A 21,235-nucleotide genomic window follows, 5' to 3' on the forward strand; every position below is an offset into this window, starting at 1 on the left:
CTTATCTCTTACTAATGAGCTGTTTTTGAACGGTCGTTTTATTGGCAACCGTAAAGTGTGATTCGTTATCCATTAGCGCTAATCCAAGCGCTGGGCGCATATCATCGCTTAGGCTGGCAATTCCGGTTAAGCTGTCTAAAGCAAAGTCTGACGGTGGCGCAACAAGTGGCATGCTCGCAATGGTGTCAAACTGGTAACGTCTGGTTGTACGGCCATACTGGCGACAAATGTTGTCAATTAGCCCCGCCCTTTCGGCTAAGTCACTATCTAGTAGCTGCAAACTCACCACGTCCCAATCGGTTTCACTCACTCGTTCGTCAATGGTGATCCATGGTGTGCCGAGCTTTTCAAACATGTAATACCAGCCCTCTTTACTCCCTGCGCCTTTAGCAAATTTAAGGGCGAACTTTACTCGCGTTCTATAAAGCTGCTCGGTCTCACCTGGTATTTGTTCAATATCTCGTTCCCACGCTAACAAATGCACTAAGGCTAATTCGGCGGTCATGGGGTCGAGTTGCTTAGACGGGAACGCTAGCAAGTCGGCAAAGCGTTGCCAAAACAACACTGCACCTTGGCGTAGTTTGTCTATCTCGCTGGCTGGCCGCGCTAACCAGTACGGCATCTTGGTTAGGCTGTGCCAATTGATTTTGTCTAGTCGCATCATTTATGCATTACCGTTATTAATGGTTAACTCGCCAATACGCGGCACATCGTTACCGCTGGTAATATCCATTTGGTGCCAGTTCAATGACTCAAGCCCTGCAAACTCTTTATGCAACTCTTGGCCTAAGCGGCTAAAGCTAAAGCGGCTAGCGGGCTCGGTTCGGGTGGCGTTGTAGTTGCTGTTTTCGCGAAATGCGCAGCGTATGTAATCTTCAACACCTGCAAGCAATGCGCTAACTTCATCGGCTAGCAATGCAGGTCGTGGGTAAACGGTTACACCAATATTGGTGATCATCGCTGGTATAGCCATAACCTGCAGATCATCGCCATGGCCATGAAAGCCCTTTTGCATCACGTACTCGTTTAAGTCATCAATCAGTGCGCTTGATGGCTCGCCCGTATCAAGCAAAATTAAGGCGTTCGCCGTACCTGGACCACGTGGCGCATCATGTTCAAAAAACAAGTTGTCTGCGTTAAGGCCTGCGCGTTCGGTTAGCATAGCGCGGTAAACCGCATCGATATGCCAAGGCGCAGCTGCAGTAAATGCGTTACGGGTACGTAGCTTTAAATCTTCATTGCTTTCAGCATCGGCGCCCAGTACATCAATCCAATCAGCTTCATTGGTAACACTGCCAATGCCGGTGACTGACTCTGGCAAAATATGGTAATAACCTGCGCCAAGGTTATAAGCCGCACCTGCATGTTCGGCTATAACGGGTACCAACACACTGGCGGCGTTCTCGGCTAAGATCACATCGGCAATGGTTAACACGCGATACACCACGCCATTAATGGCATCGGTTTGTATTACGGTACCAGCGCGAATCAATAGACTTGGGCCACTGCTGGCCGCTCGTAGAAACTTAATTTTGCCCTTGGTAAATTCGGTCTGCTTACGGGTTAAATCATGCTCCCACGCTTTGGCTTCAATAAAGGCATCATCGGTGGCGGTTTGTAAAAACAAGTTAGGTAAGATTTTTTCAACCAATACCTTGTTTACAATCCACGTGGCAGGCTTTGCCACAATGGCGGTGATCAACCGCCAAAATGGCGAGAACGGCGCATCGTTAGCAACAATACAACCCGCCTCTTCAACGTCTTGTTTAAATAACGCTTTCCAGCCGTCTTCCGTCGTTGGAATGCCTGCATCTTCAACTATTTTTTTAAAGTTAATGTCAGACACTGTTTTTTCAGCCATGGTTTTCTCCGTCTGTGCCAGTAGCAATAGCCGTACTTAACGGACCAAAATTAATCGTGTCGGCAAACACCCACCATTGACCTGCTTTGACTTGTTCCACTTTTACTGTGCCCGGCATAATGCGTAAGTCATCTTCGACCAATAACGTAATGCGGGTTTGGGTGTCGGCCGTTACGCCTGTGCCTCTGTCGCTCACTAATAAATTGGCAAGGCCAGATTCGATAATCGCGTGCACAATGTCTTGGGCGATAACCGCGCGATCAGTTAAATAAGTTGGGTTTAATCCGGCATCTAACACCAGATCACCATGCTGAATATGCAAATCACGAAACATGCAATCACTCATCCGTGCATCTCCACATAATTCATAAAGTTGTCGTCGCCCTTAGCTGGGTACACGTTAACCGTGCCCACACTGGTTGATTTACTCTGGTTAGCCGTTGATAGGTTTTGAGTAATACCGCCTCGTTCTACACGGGCTTGCACTGGCGCAATTGCTGCCACACTTGGCATGCTTGAACTCGACATTGATGCATCAATATCAACACCAGGTATTAAATTAAGCTTGTCGATAATCCACGCCATGGTGTCGCTAAACACACTTTTAACGCCTGCCCACACGTTGGCAAAAATACCGCTAATGGCTTTAACCCAGCCCCAATCAGACATAGTGGCTTTTAAGTCGTCCCAGTAATAAACCAAGGCGCCGACAGCGGCGATAGCTAAAGCAATACCCGCGACAATTAAGCCGATAGGGTTCATCATCATCGCCATATTGACCGCCAGCATTACCCCGCGTAACGAGGCCAAGCCCGATGTGAGCATGGCATTAATACCTGCCCAAGCCATCGCGCTTACACCATAAGCGGTCATTGCCATTTTTGCGGCGCCCATCATCACAGTAAAGGCACCACCTGCAATCACTAATCCCGTAAAGGCGATAGCGGTATAGCCAATATATTTAGTTAAATTAGGGAATGTTTCGGTAAACCAGATCACGTCGCTGCCCATATCGGCAATCCAGCCAACAAAGCTATTAAATGCAGGTAGTACGGCGCTGCCTAGCGCTGCGCGGATAACGTACCAACTCTGGCTTAAGCGTTCGCTTTGGTCGGTCATGGCTGCGGCCATCTCTTCGGCCTTGCCCATGCCTTTAACTTTACCAAGGGTATTGATTGAATCGCCAAGGCCGTTAATGTCGGCCATTAATAACTTAACAGTGGCAACCGCTTCTTGTGAGCCAAAAGCTTTGGCCAATGCATCGCCCTCGGCCACATCTAAGGTGTCGCCATACTTGCCTCTAATTTGGTTGAGAATATCGACCATCGGCAACATGGCGCCTTGGGAGTCGGTAAAGCTTAGGTTTAGCGCATCTTGCGCTTTACCCACACCCGCTAAAAATGATTTATATTTGGTACCCGCTTCACTGCCCGACATAGTTGATTGCAGCGTGCCTAAAATCGCCATCTGCTCATGCATGCCAATGCCTGCACTTGTGGCTTCGGCGCCGATACTGGTAAAGGCGCTCGACATCTCCGAACCTGTGGTTTTAAATGCCTGCACTGCTGTGGCGGTCATGCCTGTGACTTGGGCAACCCACTCGCTTTTGCCCATGTCATTGGCTTGATTTTTGAAGATACCAAACATGGTGCCCATGTAATTGGTAATGGTGGCGGCATCGGCTTTGGTAGCCGTTGCCAACACGTTACTTGATAAAGTAAAAGCGGATAAGTCGGCGTCACTTAGCCCTGCAATAGCGGACTGAATATCGTAGCTAGAGCTCACAAACTCAGTGGCAGATTTACCGTATTTAAGCGCGTATTCGTATGAGGTATCACTTAACTGTTTAAGTGCAGAGTCACGCACCCCAAGTGATTTCACTTCACCTAGAACGCGGTCCATTTCAATAGCTGGCATTAGGGCACTTTGCAACGCCAACCCTGCCGCCGCCATGCCACCCACGCCCGTAGCCATTTGCATGGTGCCCGCTTGGTAGTTAGCTGCTAGACCATTAAATTGCTGGCTAATCTTAGCGATTGGCTTAGTGATTTGGTCTATCAGTCCAACGGTGAACATTAACGGCTTAGGTAAGCTCATACTGCCTCTTTTAAAGAACCGCTGATGGCTCTTTCTCTCTATTCCTACTTACCACCGAACGCCTTACAAACGGCGTTGGTGACGATGGCTTCTAAATCTTCGCGCTGCCTTGTTAACAGCCATGCGGCGCGAGCAATACTGATTTCGCTGTCATCTTCATGCGGTAGCAAATGCCGCCGCACAATGAGCAATTGCTCAAGCTGGTTGTTGCCTATGGCGTCAACCAGCGCATTTATTTTTTTACGGCAATTTCAATCGCTGGTGCAAACTGCTGCGTGAGTAAACCCGCAATTTGCATCGATGCACCTGGCGAAGTTTCCAGAACGCCACGCAGTTGCTCCTTGTGGTCAGTGTCGACGGTACGCATCACTAGGTTATGTGCTGGAGCAACTTTGTTATCTGGCATAATTTCATTCAAATAACTGTTGTAGTCGTCAGTAGTTACGGTAAAGCTAATGTCACTGCCTGCGATGGTTAATACGATTGGCTTTTTCATGCTGCATCCTTATTTTTTCTATTGTTAAAAAAGTCTTTTAAGTTAGTGAATCCGTCTTTCATCTGGCGCTCGATACGGTCGCCCAAATCTTTTACGTCGTCTTTAGTGGCATAGTTTTCGGCCACATGGGTTTTATGGTCGCTTAGCTCTTTAGCGGTATTCTTTTGGCTGTTAAATATGCTGGCTAACAGCGGCACTAAAATGGTGAGCACAATGCCGCAAATCGCTAAGAACACACGGATCCAATCTAGGCTTTCGTTCATTTTGCTACTCCCTTAATCTTTTCTACCGTGCGCAAGCCTGCAAGTCCCAGCATGGCGAGGGTTAATTCCATCATCACCTCAAGCGGCAACTCTGGTGTGCCAGCATCAGGCCAAATCCATTGCAAAATAGGGTTAATTAAAAATGCGAATAAAAAACCAAAGCCGCATACCCACATTAAAAATGGTCTTGCGCCTGCAACAAATACTGAGCGGTGTTGCGCGGCCATGGTGTTAGCCAATGCCTGCATGAGCATCGGTTTTTGTTTAATTTCGGTGAGATCGTTATCTAACTGCTTACGTTCTTCGTCCGAGGTAAACAGCGCATCACCCGCTTTGCCAATGGCTTCAATTGGGTTAGTGCCTAAAATCGTACTAAACCAGCCCATGGAAAACTCCTTATAAATGCACGACGCGTTGTAGCCAGCCAAACTGATACTTTTCTTGGCTTTCGTCTTTCACTGCGATGTTGATACAAAAACTAATCCGCATACCTCGCACCGCTTCAATCAATACTTTCAAGCCGTTTTGCTTACGATGCTCAACATACTTATCAAGCGCATATAACGAACGGCTGCCTACAATGCCGTCAGCCACTAAGTCGGGATAAAGCGTTTGACGGTTATTCAGCACGTTAAGCACTTGCTGCAAACACTTGCCTGCGCGGTTAACGCCTGAGTTAACGCCAAAATCAAACAACTGCTCGGTGAGTGTTTCGCTAATGCGACAAATGTCATCAAGTTTTAATGGTGTCCAATAGCGGTCTTGGTAAATCTTGAATGCCAACTCATAAGGCAAGTCGCGCATTGCGCCTTGATAACCATTTTCACGCGCCACATTTAACGTGATGCCATACATGGTTTCACCGCCACGATCCGTTGGGTCGTTAACGTACCCGCCCTCACGTTCGATCAACTCTTCAATTAATCTGTTTTTTAAGTTGCTCATCGCTTTTGCTCACTTAACGTTTGGCAGTCAATACACAACTGCACACCTTTTACCGCTTGGCGGCGTGGCTCGGGGATCTCCTCGCCACACCGGGCACAATGGCTAGCACTGACTTGCTCGGCTTGCGCGACAAGAAGCTTCGTGGCGCGGCCTGCTAAGTATTGGTTTAGGGCTCGCGCTTGCACTCTTACTGACTCGTCGCCTTCGTCCATGCTAATTCACTGCCTATTGGTTAATGTTTTCGATTTCATCGGGGCGCAAATACGGCACGCCATCGATGTGCACAAAATCTGGGTCGGTGACATCAAACGGGATTTTAAACAGCGAGGCTTGACCACCTTTTTTGTCGATATCCAAGATATCGCTGAGTTTGATACGGCAACCAAAGGCTTCGACTTTCGTTTCGTCTTTAGACGTCTTGGCATAAAACATAATGTCGAACGGCTTCATGCCACGCCACGAACCCGCACTTTTAGCAGCGTTCGATATCAACTTAAAGTTGCTAGCATTGACCGATAGTTCACCGCTGGCCGATACATCACCATCAACATAGCCATCGGGTACACCGCTGGTTTGGCTTACGCCACTATTGTCGGTAATGGCAAGGCTTGCCGTGTCAACTTGGATCATGGTGTCGCCTAAGTTGACGTTAAAATTCATTCCAGATAAACGCATGTCTTTCTCCTGCTGCTCTGGTTATTAAAGGTTGCTTAGATCAAGCATGATGTTGACGGTAATTTCTTTCGGGCTGTTATATGGGCGCACAACCATGTAGATCACCACACTCTTATTCGTTGGCCACTCGATAGTAATGTCGCCATCTTTTGGCGGTTGAATATCACCTGGGAACTGAATGCCTAAAATGGTGTAGCTCTTACTCATGATGCGCAGTGGCTTGGTAAAGTAAGCCTTGTTCATTTCAATGCTGTTAGGCGTGGAGTTAAGTACTCGATCAGCTATGCGGCGAATCGCTAAAATACGCACTTCGCGGCTGGCTTTGTGCACTACACGAAGTTGCTCAATGTATTGATAGTCACCGCCTGCAGCATCAAGGGTTGAGCCATCGCCCCAATAAGTGCCCTCAAAGTCTGGGTACCACTGCGGCACACTTAAACGCGCATTGGCTAAGGTTTCTAACGTAGCAAGTTGCAGTGGCTCGGCGCTGCTATCCACTAGTGACTCACTCCCAAGCGTACCTAAGCCCATTACGCTACCCGTTGCCACACGCATTGGGCTGTCGGCAATACTCACGGCGGCATTACATAAGCGGCCAGCGAGTACACCCGCGTTATTGCCATGCAGCTGCGGCACCGGAATTACTAAGTGATTGGCAAGGCCAGTAACTAACGCCACGCTTGCGGCTTCAAATTCTGACCATGTTTGGCTGGCTTTATCGATACCCGCTAGCGCAACAATGCCCGATACAAAACGGCCTAGCTTGGCTTGCAAGCCAAATAGATAATCGTGTTTGTCACTGATCTCTTTTGCGGTTTTGCTAGGGTCACAGAACACCACTGTTTCAAAGCTTTGCACTTCGTTAGCGCGGTCAATGGCAGCAAATACGTCTTCGTCAACGGCAAGTGGATAAACGGCAGCGGTCCAGTTTTGGCCTGCGTTTAACTGCGCGGCAATCACTTGGTCGCGTAGTGGGCTATCGGCAAGAACGGCTTCAAGATCCGTTTGTGCACCAACGCTAAACAGCTGGCTTTCTTCATCAACATGACCAGCGCGACCAACAAAGAGAAAATGGCGTTCAATGGCGTTAACGTCACCTTGTCCCAAATTCAAATTGTTAACTTTTACCTTTCCTAGTGACATGGGGTATTCCTCTTTATCTTTGATTAACTTTATCTATGATGATTGCTAATTGGCGCTGTACGTTTTCAGTGCTGTCGCCTAAGAACGACCTTGCTTTTACTGGAATAGACCAATTTTGCTTGGGCTTCTTATTTCTTAATGCTTCGAGCGCCATTTCTGCCTGACCGACAGTCATACTTGCTGTCAATTCTTTAATAGTTGCCTTGCGGTAACCTTTGCCTTTTGATTTTCTTGCCTTAGCGCCTAGCTTTACTAACGCCTTGGCCTGCCCTCTGGTAATCGGTGCATCGTAATCAGGTTTGCCATGGATGCGCTTCATTCTGGCTGCACCCATTTTTTCGGTAGCGCCCTCTTGATGAAAAGCAGCAATTCGGCCGGTTAATTTGTTTTGGTGTTTAAGCTCCAGTCGGTTGCCACCCGTGACGTATGGCTTTAATCCTTTACCAAGCCGTTTTAATGATTTAGATTCGCTATTTTTTTTGCGGGGAGCAAAGCTCTTACCATCAATATCTTCTTGCCTGCGGATCCGTTCTCTAGCAAGCTTTCGCTCATACCTGCCTAACGTCCCCAATATAAGATTGCGCTTTTTTTCTGGCAGAGATATCAACAACAATTGCTGCTTAACGCTCAATGCCTGCTGCTTGTTCGGTGAAATAACTAAACTCATGCATCCCCCTTTTGCTGTAGATCAACGCTTTCGGCAATATTGATAGGCACTAAAGACACGCGATAACGACCACCATTAAATTGCACCGGACCGTTATCATCAGGAATAAGCTCAATGTCATCCATCAGCTGCAGTTCGATTAATATCGTGGCGTTGTCTTTGCTCACTACATCGATGTCGATTTCAGGATCATCTAGGCCGTAAACATCGCGGGGCCATTCGCTGTCAATCAAGTAGGCCGACACCATAGCGAGTAGGTTGTATGAGTTAATGCGGCGGTGCGGAAACTGCTCAAACGCGATAACGGCGTTGTACTTCCACTTTGCCACTTGGTAACCGTCAATGCCTTTGTCTTCACCGCTTAAAATCAGGGTGCCGCGTTCTTGCCAGGCATCGATGTTGTTGGCCTTAATCACCGGCTGCAAGCTGGCAAGTAAAAACTCGCACAATTGCTGCAACTGGGTTTTGGTTTGGTATTGGCTCATAGCGAGTGCACTCCCGCACGGCCAAGGCCTAACAATAAACGTACGCTACGATTGCTTTGCGCGAGTAGTGCATCTTGTTGGTTTGTATCACTGGCTTTGTTGTTGCCCGCCTCTTTTTGGTCGACGGCAGAAAAATAGCCCAGCAAGTCTGCATGGGAGCGGGCATACACTGCCGCGCGGTAAATGCTGACCTGCTGCTCACTGAAATAAGGAACTAGACTGGCGTCTAGGGCAAAAGGCACATCCTTGTTTTCTGTGTAGCCAGGGGCTGCTGCACTTGATGAAGATGGCGCTAAAACGTAATTCAGTATTTGTTGTTGCACTTCGGCAACACTGCGATTGAGTGAGTCAGCAATGGCTTGCTCTTCAAAGGTTTCAGGTATACGGCGATGCTTGCGAAACTCGCCCGTAGACAACGCAGGCCAACCGCTATCTTTGTCGATATCGATGCTTGCTTGTGCTGCTGCCTCAAATCCAAAACTACTCATAGCATGTTCTCATTCGCATTTAATTGGGTTCAGTGCGGTTAGCGTCGACGTGGTTATTAACAGTCACCCGTTAAACACTCGGCTAGCGCACTGGAGGGTTGGGAGTCGGTCCCTTGCGTTAGTTGGCTTGCTCTTGAGAGCCGTTCTCTTGCGAACCATAGGCCTCTAACGCACGTATTCTCATTTCAATCTTGTTACGTATGGTTTTTACCTGGGCATGCTTATGCAGGCTGGCGGCTTTTTCCAGTAGCGCATCTGCTTGCTGTAAGCGGTCAATGTCGCCCACTTGCGTTGGCTTAACATCACCGTTCGTTGTGCGCAGTAATGCCAAACCCGCGAATTTGTAATACTTGGCGGTAACCACTTCCGGTAATTTCCAACTATTCGCAACATGCTTAAACACCTGGCTAAAATACGGCTCAATGCTATGGCCGTTATCTGCTTGAATCTCGCACCAATCGAATACTGCATCGCTAATAAACCCTGCCCATTGGCGGCGAATAGTGCGCACCATAGGTTGGTTAAGCTCAATGGCTTTGAGGCCGAGTTCAATGCCTTGACTGAGGTCGTCAATGTCGAATAGCCAAACCACGCAATAAGCAAAAATAGGATTGTCAGAAATAGCATTTTTGTCGTTCTCCTTGTCGCTTTGTTGTTCTACTAGGTACTCAGTGACAATGGGTAACCACTTAGGCAGTAACACGTCACGTTTATGGGCAACTTTGTCTGCCCGTCTTACCAAGCCCTTGAGGCGTTTTAGGTCGTCCTCAAGTTCGATAAGTTGCAAGTGCAGGCTTGGCGCATATTGCGCGTCACCTGTCAGACCTACTTTTTCGAGCTGCTTTTGGCTTTGGCGTTTGTCTCGCCAGGCGAGGATGCTAGCTCCGCCGACGGCTTTTTTATTTCGCTTGCCGCCTCTTTAATGTCACTAGCAGCTTCACTAATGCTTTCTGCGCTATAGGCCAGATCACTTGATGTTTCGCTTACGTCATTGGCAGCGGTTTCAACTTTGTCAGCGGCTTGCTCCACTGTTTGAGCAGCATCGGCAACCGTGTCAGCGCTTTGCTGCAGTTCGGTATTAATATCGATGACTTTAATATCAGAGATTGCGCCATCTTCATCGGTCGTCACTTCTGCAGTAACCGACTTGTCATCACCCGCTGCAGGATCAACGTGAATTTGCATTTCTATAAAGCGCGTGTTTTGGGCTACCACTTCACGGGCTTTTTCGATGGCTTGCTCTTCTTCACAACCAAGCAGTTTGGCCAGTAGCGCTAACGCTTCATTTGTGGGTTTTGCTGTCACGTCTTTATGCTCGGCACAATCATGTGCTTGCTTGGCTTTTTGGGCGGCACAACGTTTTTGAAAATTGGCGATAGCACTCATGGCAATATCCTGTTTATTCGATTTAAATATGGAGTTAACAAGGGTTTGATTAGGCACTCAATGAGTGCCTCATCGCAGGGCTTACGCTGCAGGTACAGCGCCAATATTCATGTTGTTTTCATCAATGGCGGCATAGCCCTTGAACTCTTCAACGGCATAGCCTTCCATGCGCCAGAACTTGTCTTCATGTTGCTTGCGGTCTTCAACATTTTCAGACTTACGCGAGCGAGTGCCCACTTGGGTGTAAAGGTGCAGGTTAGAAAGCAGAGTCACGACGATACGCTTACCTGGGAAGAACGGCGGCGTGTAAGCACGCAAACCACCGATGGATTTATCCATCTGCTGTGCGGCCACTTTCTCGCTTGGCTTATCGGCTTCGTTCATCATCTTGGTTTGTGCAGTGGCGGTTAAATCGCTACCCACCAATACGACAAGGCGCGGATCATTACGTAATGATGGATGAATAAGGGTGTTTTTCAGTTCGGTGACAATCGCGTCAAGCGTCTTGTATTCACCAACTTTTAAATCTGCCGTTACTGCATCTGGGTTGAAATAGATTGGGTCGGTAACAATTTGCTCTGGCGCGTTCTCTTTAACGATTTGGTGCCAGCCTTTGTTAACGTCTTCGCCCATTGGGTTGTTAACAGGATCAGAGTTTTCAGCAACCGAGGTGCCATTAAAACCAACGCGGAGTAAATCCAGTGCGAAACGGCGGGTAGCGTTTTGGCTCATTAGCTTTACAAACTCATTTTGCTTGCCTGCGTTTGCCCATACCGCCAGTGTTGCCCACTTAACCGATGCACATGAATCAGTTTCAGTTAGCTCATAATTGTGACCACCGACGCCGTTGACAGTGTTAAAACGACCATCTTTTTTACGGCCGGTAGCGATACCATAATCACCGACTTTAACCACTTGGCCTTTAATCTGGTCAACGTCCATCATTGAGATCAGTGATAGGAACTCAACCGAATCAAGCAAAGCCGCTTTTAGTTTGGTTTCCATTGGGCCAGTAACGCTGAATTGATGTTGCACATCATCAACGCCGTAGCTCTGCGCCATGTTGCTGGTATATGCCAGCAAACAGGCTTTTGCGACTGGTGTTAAAAAATTCATTTTGCTCTCTCTTGTTTAGTGATGAATGTCAGCTATCAATTGCAGCGAGTTATACAACCGAGAATGATTCGCCAAGGCCTGCAGGATCAGGCTCTTGGCCACCCGTTTCTTGGCTTAGCGTCTTAAACTGGGTTTCCATGCCATCAACTTTGGCGGTTAAACCGGTAATCGCTTCATTAAGCGAGCTGAATTGCTCAGGCGTAATACCGCCTTGCTGCTCTTCTGCTGCCGCTTGCTCTTCTTCGGTTTCAGGCTTTTTCGCACTGAAAGCTTCTGTTTTTGCTTCAAGGCTTTCTAATCGGGTGCCGATAGATGCGAATTGGCCCATCAAGGCTTCATGCTGTTCTTTGGTCATGGGTTCTTCCTCAGAAGTAGTGCTTACATGCTCAGTGCTGTTTGCCTGATGCGGCGTAAGGGATTTAAAAAACTTGCCTAACGTGCTGAAAAACGCCTTTTGGTTTTCAGGGATGATCAGCTCTTCGCTGTCTACTGCTGGATAGCTAATAACAAGCTGCTCTGGCGCGCCGTATTGATGTGTTTCAAAACGCTCTTTAGCACCAAATTTAAGGCGGTCAGTGCCAAGGCTTGCAGGCTCATCGGTAACACCAAGGCCTGTTAGGTAGGCTTTGCCTGTGGCGGCAAAATTTGGATCAAGTTCAATCGAGGTGTAGACCTTTTGGTCATTCTCGTTAGCCATAATAAATTGGGAGTTCGGGTTCAACTTACCAAACAGCACTAACTTGCCGTCATGCTCTTCGGTTTTCACTTCTATCACGTCACCCCACGCGCCATACCAACGGCGGTGATCAGGCCAAATGCGCGCACCATAAGTTTTAGGATCATAGGTTTCAGCAATATCGACTAGCCATTGACGTTCAATTGGGACATTACGAAACGTTGCGCCCTCAGTTGCGATGCGTACCCAGTCTGTTTTCAATTGGCTCATTACATAGTCCGGTTAGTGATTTGAATGCGAAAAGTAGAGATATTGCAGGCAGCATAGCCAGCTGCAACGGCGCTGGCACTCGGTTTGGTTCGGAGTAATTCGGATATAGGGCTATATCCGAAACAGGCCGAACATTAGTCCGTTATTGCCTTGTAACTTATGAATACACTGAGGCCAGTTTTCACTTATATGAGCATTCACTTCCCTTGGCTAAGTACTCTCCTGAAATTCGCGAAGCGGTAAAGCGGCTCTATTTAAGGCGCTGGACACCGGACGAGATCCGTCTCGAACTCAACCTGCCTAATACGCGGGTGATTTACTTTTGGGCTGACAAATACAGTTGGCGCGATCTGCTGCGCGAGGAAGAAGTCGACGAGGCCATTGCTCGGCGCATTGTGATGCTGACTGATGTTGCAGATAAATCAGGTAATCAGATTAAAGAGCTCGACATGCTGATTGAAAAGCATGTGAAGCTGAAAAAGCAGCGCTTAATCAGTGAGGGCCATTCGTTCGGTGCTAATGCTAAGAGCAATACCACTAATAGCAGTGGCAACAAAGGCAAAGGTGGCGATCAGCAAAGCGGTGACGCACCAAGCAAGCGCAAAGGCCGTAAGCGTAAGAATGACGTTAGCCATTTAACCGAAGACGATTTTAAAGCCTGGTACGCCTCTTTATTTGAATATCAAAAGGTAATGCATCAAAACCTGCATCGGCGTATTCGTAACATTCTCAAGTCTAGGCAGATTGGCGCCACCTATTACTTTGCCGGTGAAGCATTCGAGCAAGCGGTGCTAACCGGAGATCCGCAAATATTCCTCTCGGCTTCACGTTCGCAGGCCGAAGTGTTCCGTACCTATATTGTGCAAATTGCGCAGCAGTTCTTTGAGATTGAATTAACCGGTAACCCGATTGTGCTGCATACAGCCCATGGCGATGCCGAACTGCGTTTTTTAAGTACTAACAGCAAAACCGCGCAGAGTTACCACGGTCATGTGTATGTGGATGAATACTTTTGGATAGGCAAGTTTGATGTACTCAACAAACTTGCCTCTGCTATGGCCACCCATAAGAACTGGCGTAAAACCTACTTTTCTACCCCATCAACCAAAGCGCACCCGGCATATTCATTTTGGACTGGGGATCATTGGCGCCGTGGTATGAGTGATCGCGAAGAGGTGGAGTTTCCAAGCTTTGATGCCATGCGCGACCGAGGCCGATTTTGCCCCGACAAGCAATGGCGCTATGTGGTCACCATTGAAGATGCCCTTGCTGGCGGTTGTGGACTGTTCGACATAGAGGAGCTGCGCGACGAATACAACGACGATGACTTTAGAAACCTGTTTATGTGCATTTTTGTTGATGATGCCGATAGCGTATTTAAATTCAGCGACCTTGAAAAATGCATGGTTGAGTCGGCGCGCTGGCAAGATCACAAACCCAAAGAGCAACGGCCATTTGGCAATCGTGAGGTGTGGCTCGGTTACGACCCATCACGAACGCGCGACAATGCCACCTTAGTGGTGATTGCACCAGGTGAAAAGAAAGGCGAGAAATTCAGAGTACTTGAAAAGCACTATTGGCGCGGCCTGAACTTTGCCCATCACGTAAGTGAAATTCAAAAAGTCTATGCACGCTATCGCGTGACTTACATTGGCGTAGATACCACAGGTATTGGCGCGGGCGTGTTCGACTCGATTAGTACTCTGTTTCCTCGCGAGGCCACGGCAATTCATTACAGTGTTTCAAGTAAAACCCGCTTGGTGCTGAAAATGATTGATGTGGTTGAAAGTGGCCGCATTGAGTGGGATGCCTCACACAAAGATATTGCCATGAGCTGCTTATCAATACGCAAAACCACCACCGACACAGGCGGGGCGATCACTTTTAAAGCCAGCCGCGATAACGTAACAGGCCACGCCGATGTGTTTTTTGCCATCGCCCACGCCGTTATTAATGAACCACTGAACTTTGCACATAAGAGAACATCGCAATGGCAGTTCCAAAACGGATGACCTTAGCCACGGTGTTAATACGGTTCAACGAACCCATTCATTCGAGCAAACTCTTTCAAATTAACGCACACAAGAGAACATCATCATGGGCGCTACAACACTAAACGCAGCTAACGACGATTCAATGACTGATACAACGACCGAAACGGCAAACGCGCCAGTGGTGTTCAGTTTACCAGAGCAAGTGATGCCCAATATGTGGCTCACCGATTATGACTCACTGTATTACAACGACGGCGAACAATATTGGGAACCACCCGTTGATAGACATTTGCTGGCAAATTTGACTCGCCGTAACGCACAACATGGCGGCATAGTGCAAAGCCGCGCCAACATGGCAACCAGCCGTTTTACCTCTGGCCCCATGACGGCCCAGCATGTTGAGGCTACATTTTTAAACTTGGTGCAGTTTGGTGATGTGGCACTGCTTAAAGTGCGCAATGGTTTTAGGCAGGTGGTTCGCCTGTTTCCATTACCGAGTTATCGCACCCGCGTGGGTAGTGATGGCGGCGCAGTCGTACTTGAGCGCAATAACCAAGTTAAGCGCTATAAAGCCAAAGATATTATTTGGGTGCGCCAGTACGACCCTGTGCAGCAAGTCTATGGTTGCCCCGATTACCTTGGCGGCCTGCAAGCTGCACTGCTCAATGAAGATGCCACACTGTTTCGCCGCAAGTACTACATCAACGGCGCGCACATGGGTTTTATTATGTATGCCACTGACCCCAACTTAGACGCTGATGTCGAAAAAGACATTAAAGAGAAAATTCAAGACTCTAAAGGCGTGGGTAATTTTAAGTCGCTGTTTGTTAATATTCCCAACGGTAAAGAGAAAGGCCTGCAGATCATCCCCGTGGGTAACTTTGAATCTAAAGACGAGTTTATGAACGTGAAGAACGTCTCTTCACAAGATGTACTCAACGCTCATCGTTTCCCACCTGGCTTGGCTGGCATTATTCCGTCTAATACTGCTGGCCTTGGGGACCCGTCAAAGTATGATGAGGTTTACTATAAAAACGAGACTAAACCGCTGATTAGAAAATTAGTCGATGCGGTGACGCAAGATAGTGAAGTTGGCGGGCGCTTGGGGTTGGTGTTTGATTTTTGATAGATATGGCAACTAGTTCAATAATTGCTAATACTACTTATTGTAGTATGAGCAATAACAAGTGCATTAGTTAAAACTATACAGTTAGAAATGCATTAACCATTTTGGTTAAAGTCTTCAAAGACACCCCGACAGTTCCAACTAAAAATAATTCTTTAAATGATTTATGTTCTTCCAACAAATCAGGAGCTTGACTTAAAGCCTTAAGTCCTTTTAGCGTTAAAGTTGCTTTAAAATGGTCTTTTTCTGGTTTTTCAAAATAAAGATAACCCTCCCTATCAAGAAAAAGAATGGTATCAATACAGTTCAAGTATATTTCTTTAAAGGAGTCAAACGCCTCCTTTATTTCTGTATGAACCTTAAAGTACCCCTCAACATCTACAGCTATTTTCTCTGGGTAAATATCTGCAGAGGCGGGAAACTCTTTACAAGCCAAGTGTAATATTTCAGTGAAAGCACATACAAATATTTCCTTCGAGTCCATTTTTCTCTCCTTTATGCGGCGACTGTAGCCGCGAAAATTTTATTACTTCCGTGTCGAGAACTCTTGTTAACCAGTTAATCCCCCTGTATTTAGTACGATGAGGAAGGAGGTTCATTCCCCCTTACCTTATATGCCATGTGGCAGTGATAGTGCATTAATGAATGCCCTCAAATTTATTTATCAGTTTTAGAGTTCCTCTCTATGTAAAATAGAGAACTCTTTATGCTCACCACAAACAGGGCAAGACTCTGGTACAGACTCTTCTTCATAGTAATTCTTACCATTATCACACTTCATACAGTAAGTGCTATAAACAGGCTTTTTCTCGGTACCCATATTAATGATTCCTTTATTCCTTTATTCCTTGAGCTATAACTCTAAGCGAAAATCGATACCACCATCTTCCACTTTAGTATCAAAAATAAAACCATGCTTTCGATAAAAGTCATGAACGGGGTAATCGTCAAATTGAGTATTTCCCCAAATTTCAAATACGCCTTTCTTCAACATTATTTCTTTCAGTTTCTCTACTAGTAAAGAACCAATCCCTTTTCGACGGATACCGTCGTCGTGGACGAGCACATCAACAATTTCAACTGAACGTACACTTCCTTCTCGAACAGCCCAATTAAGATACCCCAATTCAGACCTATCACCATTGATAAAACATTGAATACGACCAGAGCTATCTTGCCAATCCTCAGCGACAACGCTATATCCTTTAGACATGTTTATCTAATCTCCAACGTCTTTAGATAATATAAGTAGACATAACACCTAAATTGCTTCCTCTTCTATGCAATTTGGCAATCCTTCCCCCGCTAACGAGCATTCCTCTTCAAATGTAGCTTTCCGCAAAAAGAGTTTAACTTCATCTTCAGACTTTTCCATTTGAGCTTTCAATAATTCAACTCCACCGAAATGCCTCTCAATTAGCTGACTTTCGAATCCAAAGGTAAGCCCTTCAATGAAAGTACTGTCCACCTTCTCACGAGCATGCTCTTGAACTAACTTTCGATACTTCTCTCGTAACTCTTGCTCTTCTTTTCTACGTTGTTCTTGTTCTGCAGTATTTAACTTTTCTAACACTTTCTCTAATTGTGTATATTGCTCTTGAAGTTCAATTTTTTTATCTAAAATCTCGATTAACTCGTCTTTTCTTTCATCACTAAGATTAGCTATAAAATTGTCAAAATCCTTATCATCCATCTAGTGCTACCTCAGAAAAATATCAACCAATCAAACATAAAGTCAAACTAAATAAAAATCAAAACATTCATACTTTAACGCTTAATATTCTTCCTTTAGTTAGTACTTAATATTGCTTCGGTTGTGCTTTGAAAACATGATAATCACCACTGTTCAAAAACACAGTATTATCGAGTAAACTAAGCAGATTAAAACAATTGGGAGATTGTGATGCGAGTACTTTGTCCAGGCTGTGGTTCTGTTGCTATTATCGGTAAAACAAATCGGCTGAGTTTGGCCCATGCCGATCTGTATTGTTCATGCTCTAACCCTGAGTGTGGCCACACCTTTGTTGCAAACCTAAGTTTTAGCCATACTCTGAGCCCAAGCGCTCAAGCTGCAAGTGCTATTGTGTCGGAACTTGCTCGAGCCCTCTCCCCAACTCAGCGTCAACAGCTGCAGCAGGAACTAAACCTTCTGTGATGTATTGCTGTTCATAAATAGCCAATACATCTGCGAGTATCGCATTACATACATCCTTTTTTGCCTCAGTATCTAAGTTAGGAAACAGGCCATTCAACAGGTCTACTTTCTGGTACAGCATAGATTCATCAGTCATTTTTGTAATTCCATAATTGGCACACCAACTGTGGTGCCTAATCTATTATTCATATATATAAAATCGCGCAACCACCTGCTGCGCTATTTGAAAAAATGCCACAAACACACTTTGAAAAACGCGCAACTAGGAGTTTTCATTGAAAACTCCTTTGAATAAAACTTGATAGGGACAGACCACTATCAGAAGTAATCAAACTCGCAATCCTCTTCATCAAGCAAGCGTTCGAACTGCAACTGGCCGTTGCTTACCCACCAAATTCGTCCCGAATCCGTAAAAACCCTTAAACCTTTGGCAAGCTGCTCAAGCGAATAAGGATCGACTACACCATGAGAAGCAAGATAACGGCGTGACTCCTCTGAAAATCCAGCTGTTTGCTGCGACAAAACTGACTCTGTACAGTTATTCCCACAAGTCCGAGTATCGCCGCTGCCGCGACTCTTAGAGCAAGAGCAACTGCCAACGGCAACAGCTTTAGGCTGCTTCCACTTCGGTATAGGGAGTTTGTCTTCTTTGTTCTCAATACTGATGTTGGTTTTAAAAATCGCGGCACGCTCCTCTTTAAGCTTCTTGTAATTGACCTTCTCGTTTTCATCCATGGTTCTAAGGGTCCACTTTTCACCACGGGTAATGAGTGACCTCACTTTGGTATCAACACCATCAATAGTGGCCAACGCGCAAAGGCCAAGTACTCGCTTGGTCATTTCGCCAAACTCGTTGCCGCACTCGGTTTCTTCATATTCAAGCTTGATAGGGTTAACCGCCAAAGCCTGTTCAAAGGCTTTCCAGTTTGAACTTTCAGCTGCTGCCCTGGCATGTTCGATTTCGGCAGGTTGCGGGCACTCTTTTAAGCGCCTGAGTTCGCGCCATACTTGTACCGATGAAGAGCCGAAGAATTGAAACTGGCGCAGGCGATAACGACTAGCCCATGCCGCCGCATTTGCTGCACCATCACTTGCAGACAATCCAGATTCAAAATCTAACTCGCCCTGCATGTGCTCACCTTTGATGCCCTTAGACAAGTACTTAACGATGTAGCCCACTGCCGAACCTTTGGTTTTATCTATAGGTTCAATCTCTAAGCGGTGCTGCGCTGCGCCGTCTTCATCGCCATCAACCTCAAAGGCATATTTTTCGAGCAGGTCTTTTAGTACATCGCTATGATCCGGATGAACGAAGATCAACATATGCCAATGCGGTGTGCCGTCTTTGTGAGGCTCGCTTACACGTAACCCCTGAATTTTGATTTTGCGATATGATAAAGCAGAGCGGATTTTGCTCCATTGGCCAGAAAGATAGGCTTGAGTGAACTGGGCGTTTTCGCAGTTCCACTTATCTGAATTAAAGTGGTACTTACTAGGGGCCGTAAGCGTCACCATAAAGCCGACTTTGCCGCTTTCTTCTGCCACTTCTTCTAGGCCGCGCGCTCTAACAATCAGTTCAACCAATCGGTTTGATGGATTAGCCGTACCAGCCATAGCCGCATCAATCAGTGGCAAAATCACTCCTGATTCAGATTCAATCATGGTGTTCTCTAACCACTCACGACCACTTCTTTGCTGCTCGCACCACTCGTTAAAACTCTCGCGGCTTAAATAAGGGCTGTCTTCACCCACAAGGCCTGCGGCAACATTCAGATGCTCACAACATAAATCACGTAATGAGCGTAATTGATTAAGCCACCACTTAGGGCTAGTCATGCGCAAAATGGCGCACTCTGCTGCCTCAATAATTTGGTTTCGTTTTACGTCTGAGTAATAAGGCGGCTTAACTTGCCATTGCTTACATACTGCAGCTGCAGCGTCATAAGCCTTTAAAAAGGCCACATCACCGCTGTAATGCTTGGCGGTGTCTTTCACTTCATCTAAAACAATCAGAGCCAGTCGATTAGCCACATCTTTGAGTCTCTTGCTTTTGCGATATTTGATTAGGTCAAAGCCACCGAAATGCGTGGTTCTTCTGCCGTTGCTTTCGTTAACGTGTTTTGACGTGGTACTTAAAAAGCTGCCCACATTGTGGAATGGGTATTTGAGCCACACTTTATTGATAAAATCGGTGGTCTTGCGTAGATAAATATTGGCACTGCGGATCCGCTTACTTGAGTTACCACCCGCTAAGCTAAGGCGGCGCTGATACTCTGCACTGATTTTAAGTCGAAGGTTATTTGGCAGGTGACTCAAACGCGCATTGGCAAAACTGCGGTTACTATTAAGCACCGCATGATTAGGCGATACTTGCTCGAGTAGTTCGTTAACCTCTTTTAGTGCCTGGCGAGCATTGCCGTTCTTCGGCAATTCAGCGGTTCTATAACCATCAAGAAAGGTTAGCTGTTGGTATTGCTCAAGGGTTTTTGGCTCTACTTTTTCAATATGTTGATAGTTAGCCGCAAACAAACACGTGCGCCCTTTAGGCGGTGTTTTGACTAATCCACAAAAAACAACCGAGGGCAATGCCTCGGACTGTGGTGATAATGTAGGGCTATACATTACAGCCCCTCGATACCATGCATCGCTTTGGCTTTTTCCAGCGTTCGACGGATCCCTTTAGCCAAATTGGTAAGGTCATTAGCCAAGGCTTGCCAATATAAGCAGTTCAATGCGCCAGAATGTTTGGCTATTGATAGGTAGCTTGAGTCTTCGCAAGTATGCTGGTGCTCAACATACTGTTTTACGTCACTGACTAAAATGCGCTTTTCAGCCCGGTAATGGTTGAGTAAATGTCTGAAGGCAGCATTTTTCATTTTTTACTCTCCGCTTCGTTTTCTTTCACCTCTTGAATACATTTAGGGCAAGCTGTAGAACAAACTTCACCATCAGTTTCGTAGCCATGCCAACCATCGGCAGCGGCTTTATTAATTGCCTCCCCCACAGTGCTGACTCTCGAAATATAATTTGTGCCGGTACACATGAAACAAGTGATCACAAAGACTGATAAAACCTCAACTTCAGTGGGCTCAACATTGAGTAACTTCATCTAAGCCACCACTTGGTTAACGTGGATATTATTGCGAATGGCAATCAAACGAATACGCAGAGTTTTAGCCACTGGCAACTCAAGTGCTTCAGCAATGCCCAGCAAGGCTTCAATCACTGATTCGGCAACTATGGGCTCAATGGGGTAGTTGGAATGGTTTAAAGCGGTAATGACTCTATTTGCTTCATTGCGAATAGCATCATCTGTTGTTAAACTCTGTTTTGTCGGTTTCATAATGTAAATCCTGTAAGGTCTATTGATTGATTCGACACGGCCACATCCG

General features: G+C 46.5%; 31 protein-coding genes. 3 read left to right on the plus strand and 28 right to left on the minus strand.

All coding sequences use genetic code 11. From position 1 onward, the window contains the following. Position 1 precedes the first annotated feature (1 nt). The 19 genes from ACVBIO_RS03365 to ACVBIO_RS03455 form a co-directional block, all read right to left on the minus strand. The gene (locus ACVBIO_RS03365) at positions 2–664 is read right to left on the minus strand and encodes a hypothetical protein (RefSeq protein ID WP_447171948.1); all 663 of its coding nucleotides are present in this window, start codon (positions 662–664) and stop codon (positions 2–4) included. Then, positions 665–1,861 (minus strand): baseplate J/gp47 family protein, encoded by a 1,197-nt coding sequence (locus ACVBIO_RS03370; RefSeq protein ID WP_447171949.1) that lies wholly within the window; start codon positions 1,859–1,861, stop codon positions 665–667. Beyond that, positions 1,854–2,207 carry a DUF2590 family protein gene (locus ACVBIO_RS03375; protein ID WP_447171950.1) on the minus strand — a complete coding sequence of 118 codons (354 nt, stop codon included), beginning with the start codon at positions 2,205–2,207 and terminating at the stop codon, positions 1,854–1,856. The genes ACVBIO_RS03370 and ACVBIO_RS03375 overlap by 8 nt, the downstream gene beginning before the upstream one ends. Then, on the minus strand, positions 2,204–3,958 hold the full coding sequence (locus tag ACVBIO_RS03380; RefSeq protein WP_447171951.1) for a phage tail tape measure protein: 1,755 nt from the start codon (positions 3,956–3,958) through the stop codon (positions 2,204–2,206). Before ACVBIO_RS03380 ends, ACVBIO_RS03375 begins: the two co-directional genes overlap by 4 nt. A 44-nt stretch (positions 3,959–4,002) precedes the next feature. Continuing rightward, positions 4,003–4,128 (minus strand): DUF6890 family protein, encoded by a 126-nt coding sequence (locus ACVBIO_RS03385; protein ID WP_447171952.1) that lies wholly within the window; start codon positions 4,126–4,128, stop codon positions 4,003–4,005. A 62-nt stretch (positions 4,129–4,190) separates the two neighbouring features. Continuing rightward, entirely contained in the window at positions 4,191–4,454 is a 264-nt protein-coding gene (locus ACVBIO_RS03390; protein WP_447171953.1) for a putative phage tail assembly chaperone, read from the minus strand. Further along, positions 4,451–4,717, minus strand: coding sequence for a hypothetical protein (locus ACVBIO_RS03395; protein WP_447171954.1), 267 nt, complete (start codon positions 4,715–4,717; stop codon positions 4,451–4,453). The genes ACVBIO_RS03390 and ACVBIO_RS03395 overlap by 4 nt, the downstream gene beginning before the upstream one ends. Then, on the minus strand, positions 4,714–5,103 hold the full coding sequence (locus ACVBIO_RS03400) for a 3TM-type holin (RefSeq protein ID WP_447171955.1): 390 nt from the start codon (positions 5,101–5,103) through the stop codon (positions 4,714–4,716). Before ACVBIO_RS03400 ends, ACVBIO_RS03395 begins: the two co-directional genes overlap by 4 nt. A gap of 10 nt (positions 5,104–5,113) precedes the next feature. Next, positions 5,114–5,662, minus strand: coding sequence for a glycoside hydrolase family 108 protein (locus ACVBIO_RS03405; RefSeq protein WP_447171956.1), 549 nt, complete (start codon positions 5,660–5,662; stop codon positions 5,114–5,116). Further along, complete coding sequence (locus ACVBIO_RS03410) at positions 5,659–5,874, minus strand: TraR/DksA C4-type zinc finger protein (protein WP_447171957.1); 216 nt, start codon at positions 5,872–5,874, stop codon at positions 5,659–5,661. The genes ACVBIO_RS03405 and ACVBIO_RS03410 overlap by 4 nt, the downstream gene beginning before the upstream one ends. A 13-nt stretch (positions 5,875–5,887) precedes the next feature. Beyond that, on the minus strand, positions 5,888–6,337 hold the full coding sequence (locus ACVBIO_RS03415) for a phage protein (protein ID WP_447171958.1): 450 nt from the start codon (positions 6,335–6,337) through the stop codon (positions 5,888–5,890). A 24-nt stretch (positions 6,338–6,361) separates the two neighbouring features. Beyond that, a complete protein-coding gene (locus tag ACVBIO_RS03420; protein ID WP_447171959.1) occupies positions 6,362–7,480 on the minus strand; it encodes a DUF2586 domain-containing protein in 1,119 nt (372 codons plus the stop codon). Between the two features lie 13 nt (positions 7,481–7,493). Further along, complete coding sequence (locus ACVBIO_RS03425) at positions 7,494–8,147, minus strand: hypothetical protein (protein WP_447171960.1); 654 nt, start codon at positions 8,145–8,147, stop codon at positions 7,494–7,496. Continuing rightward, positions 8,144–8,632, minus strand: a complete 489-nt coding sequence (locus tag ACVBIO_RS03430; protein WP_447171961.1) for a phage tail protein — start codon at positions 8,630–8,632, stop codon at positions 8,144–8,146. The genes ACVBIO_RS03425 and ACVBIO_RS03430 overlap by 4 nt, the downstream gene beginning before the upstream one ends. Next, on the minus strand, positions 8,629–9,120 hold the full coding sequence (locus ACVBIO_RS03435) for a head completion/stabilization protein (RefSeq protein ID WP_447171962.1): 492 nt from the start codon (positions 9,118–9,120) through the stop codon (positions 8,629–8,631). The genes ACVBIO_RS03430 and ACVBIO_RS03435 overlap by 4 nt, the downstream gene beginning before the upstream one ends. A gap of 118 nt (positions 9,121–9,238) precedes the next feature. Continuing rightward, on the minus strand, positions 9,239–9,907 hold the full coding sequence (gene gpM / locus ACVBIO_RS03440; RefSeq protein ID WP_447171963.1) for a phage terminase small subunit: 669 nt from the start codon (positions 9,905–9,907) through the stop codon (positions 9,239–9,241). A gap of 38 nt (positions 9,908–9,945) precedes the next feature. Then, positions 9,946–10,506, minus strand: a complete 561-nt coding sequence (locus ACVBIO_RS03445) for a hypothetical protein (RefSeq protein WP_447171964.1) — start codon at positions 10,504–10,506, stop codon at positions 9,946–9,948. An 81-nt stretch (positions 10,507–10,587) separates the two neighbouring features. Then, complete coding sequence (locus tag ACVBIO_RS03450) at positions 10,588–11,622, minus strand: phage major capsid protein, P2 family (protein WP_447163802.1); 1,035 nt, start codon at positions 11,620–11,622, stop codon at positions 10,588–10,590. Positions 11,623–11,671: 49 nt separating this feature from the next. Continuing rightward, on the minus strand, positions 11,672–12,568 hold the full coding sequence (locus ACVBIO_RS03455) for a GPO family capsid scaffolding protein (protein ID WP_447171965.1): 897 nt from the start codon (positions 12,566–12,568) through the stop codon (positions 11,672–11,674). Between the two features lie 206 nt (positions 12,569–12,774). Here ACVBIO_RS03455 and ACVBIO_RS03460 point away from each other — a divergent pair, with 206 nt between their 5' ends. After that, a complete protein-coding gene (locus ACVBIO_RS03460) occupies positions 12,775–14,580 on the plus strand; it encodes a terminase large subunit domain-containing protein (RefSeq protein WP_447171966.1) in 1,806 nt (601 codons plus the stop codon). Between the two features lie 85 nt (positions 14,581–14,665). After that, on the plus strand, positions 14,666–15,688 hold the full coding sequence (locus tag ACVBIO_RS03465) for a phage portal protein (protein ID WP_447171967.1): 1,023 nt from the start codon (positions 14,666–14,668) through the stop codon (positions 15,686–15,688). 76 nt (positions 15,689–15,764) lie between these two features. On the opposite strand, the gene ACVBIO_RS03470 is transcribed toward ACVBIO_RS03465, so the two are convergent. The 4 genes from ACVBIO_RS03470 to ACVBIO_RS03485 all read right to left on the minus strand — a co-directional run bounded on the left by ACVBIO_RS03470 (position 15,765) and on the right by ACVBIO_RS03485 (position 17,381). Then, the gene (locus ACVBIO_RS03470; RefSeq protein WP_447171968.1) at positions 15,765–16,172 is read right to left on the minus strand and encodes a hypothetical protein; all 408 of its coding nucleotides are present in this window, start codon (positions 16,170–16,172) and stop codon (positions 15,765–15,767) included. Positions 16,173–16,358: 186 nt separating this feature from the next. Next, on the minus strand, positions 16,359–16,508 hold the full coding sequence (locus ACVBIO_RS03475) for a hypothetical protein (RefSeq protein WP_447171969.1): 150 nt from the start codon (positions 16,506–16,508) through the stop codon (positions 16,359–16,361). 33 nt (positions 16,509–16,541) lie between these two features. Beyond that, positions 16,542–16,901 (minus strand): GNAT family N-acetyltransferase, encoded by a 360-nt coding sequence (locus ACVBIO_RS03480; protein WP_447171970.1) that lies wholly within the window; start codon positions 16,899–16,901, stop codon positions 16,542–16,544. 48 nt (positions 16,902–16,949) lie between these two features. Then, positions 16,950–17,381 carry a hypothetical protein gene (locus ACVBIO_RS03485; RefSeq protein WP_447171971.1) on the minus strand — a complete coding sequence of 144 codons (432 nt, stop codon included), beginning with the start codon at positions 17,379–17,381 and terminating at the stop codon, positions 16,950–16,952. Between the two features lie 210 nt (positions 17,382–17,591). Here ACVBIO_RS03485 and ACVBIO_RS03490 point away from each other — a divergent pair, with 210 nt between their 5' ends. Continuing rightward, the gene (locus ACVBIO_RS03490; protein WP_447161160.1) at positions 17,592–17,843 is read left to right on the plus strand and encodes an ogr/Delta-like zinc finger family protein; all 252 of its coding nucleotides are present in this window, start codon (positions 17,592–17,594) and stop codon (positions 17,841–17,843) included. Here ACVBIO_RS03490 and ACVBIO_RS03495 read toward each other — a convergent pair. From ACVBIO_RS03495 to ACVBIO_RS03515, 5 genes are all read right to left on the minus strand, one after another. Next, positions 17,767–17,979 (minus strand): hypothetical protein, encoded by a 213-nt coding sequence (locus ACVBIO_RS03495; protein WP_447163835.1) that lies wholly within the window; start codon positions 17,977–17,979, stop codon positions 17,767–17,769. The genes ACVBIO_RS03490 and ACVBIO_RS03495 overlap by 77 nt on opposite strands. Before the next feature lie 182 nt (positions 17,980–18,161). Continuing rightward, positions 18,162–20,465, minus strand: a complete 2,304-nt coding sequence (locus ACVBIO_RS03500; RefSeq protein WP_447171972.1) for a replication endonuclease — start codon at positions 20,463–20,465, stop codon at positions 18,162–18,164. Next, the gene (locus ACVBIO_RS03505; protein WP_447171973.1) at positions 20,465–20,719 is read right to left on the minus strand and encodes a hypothetical protein; all 255 of its coding nucleotides are present in this window, start codon (positions 20,717–20,719) and stop codon (positions 20,465–20,467) included. The genes ACVBIO_RS03500 and ACVBIO_RS03505 overlap by 1 nt, the downstream gene beginning before the upstream one ends. Next, positions 20,716–20,952 carry a hypothetical protein gene (locus tag ACVBIO_RS03510; RefSeq protein ID WP_447161155.1) on the minus strand — a complete coding sequence of 79 codons (237 nt, stop codon included), beginning with the start codon at positions 20,950–20,952 and terminating at the stop codon, positions 20,716–20,718. Before ACVBIO_RS03510 ends, ACVBIO_RS03505 begins: the two co-directional genes overlap by 4 nt. After that, entirely contained in the window at positions 20,953–21,186 is a 234-nt protein-coding gene (locus ACVBIO_RS03515) for a hypothetical protein (protein ID WP_447171974.1), read from the minus strand. Between the last annotated feature and the right edge of the window lie 49 nt (positions 21,187–21,235).

It is taken from the genome of Shewanella sp. 0m-8 (genome assembly GCF_052977265.1).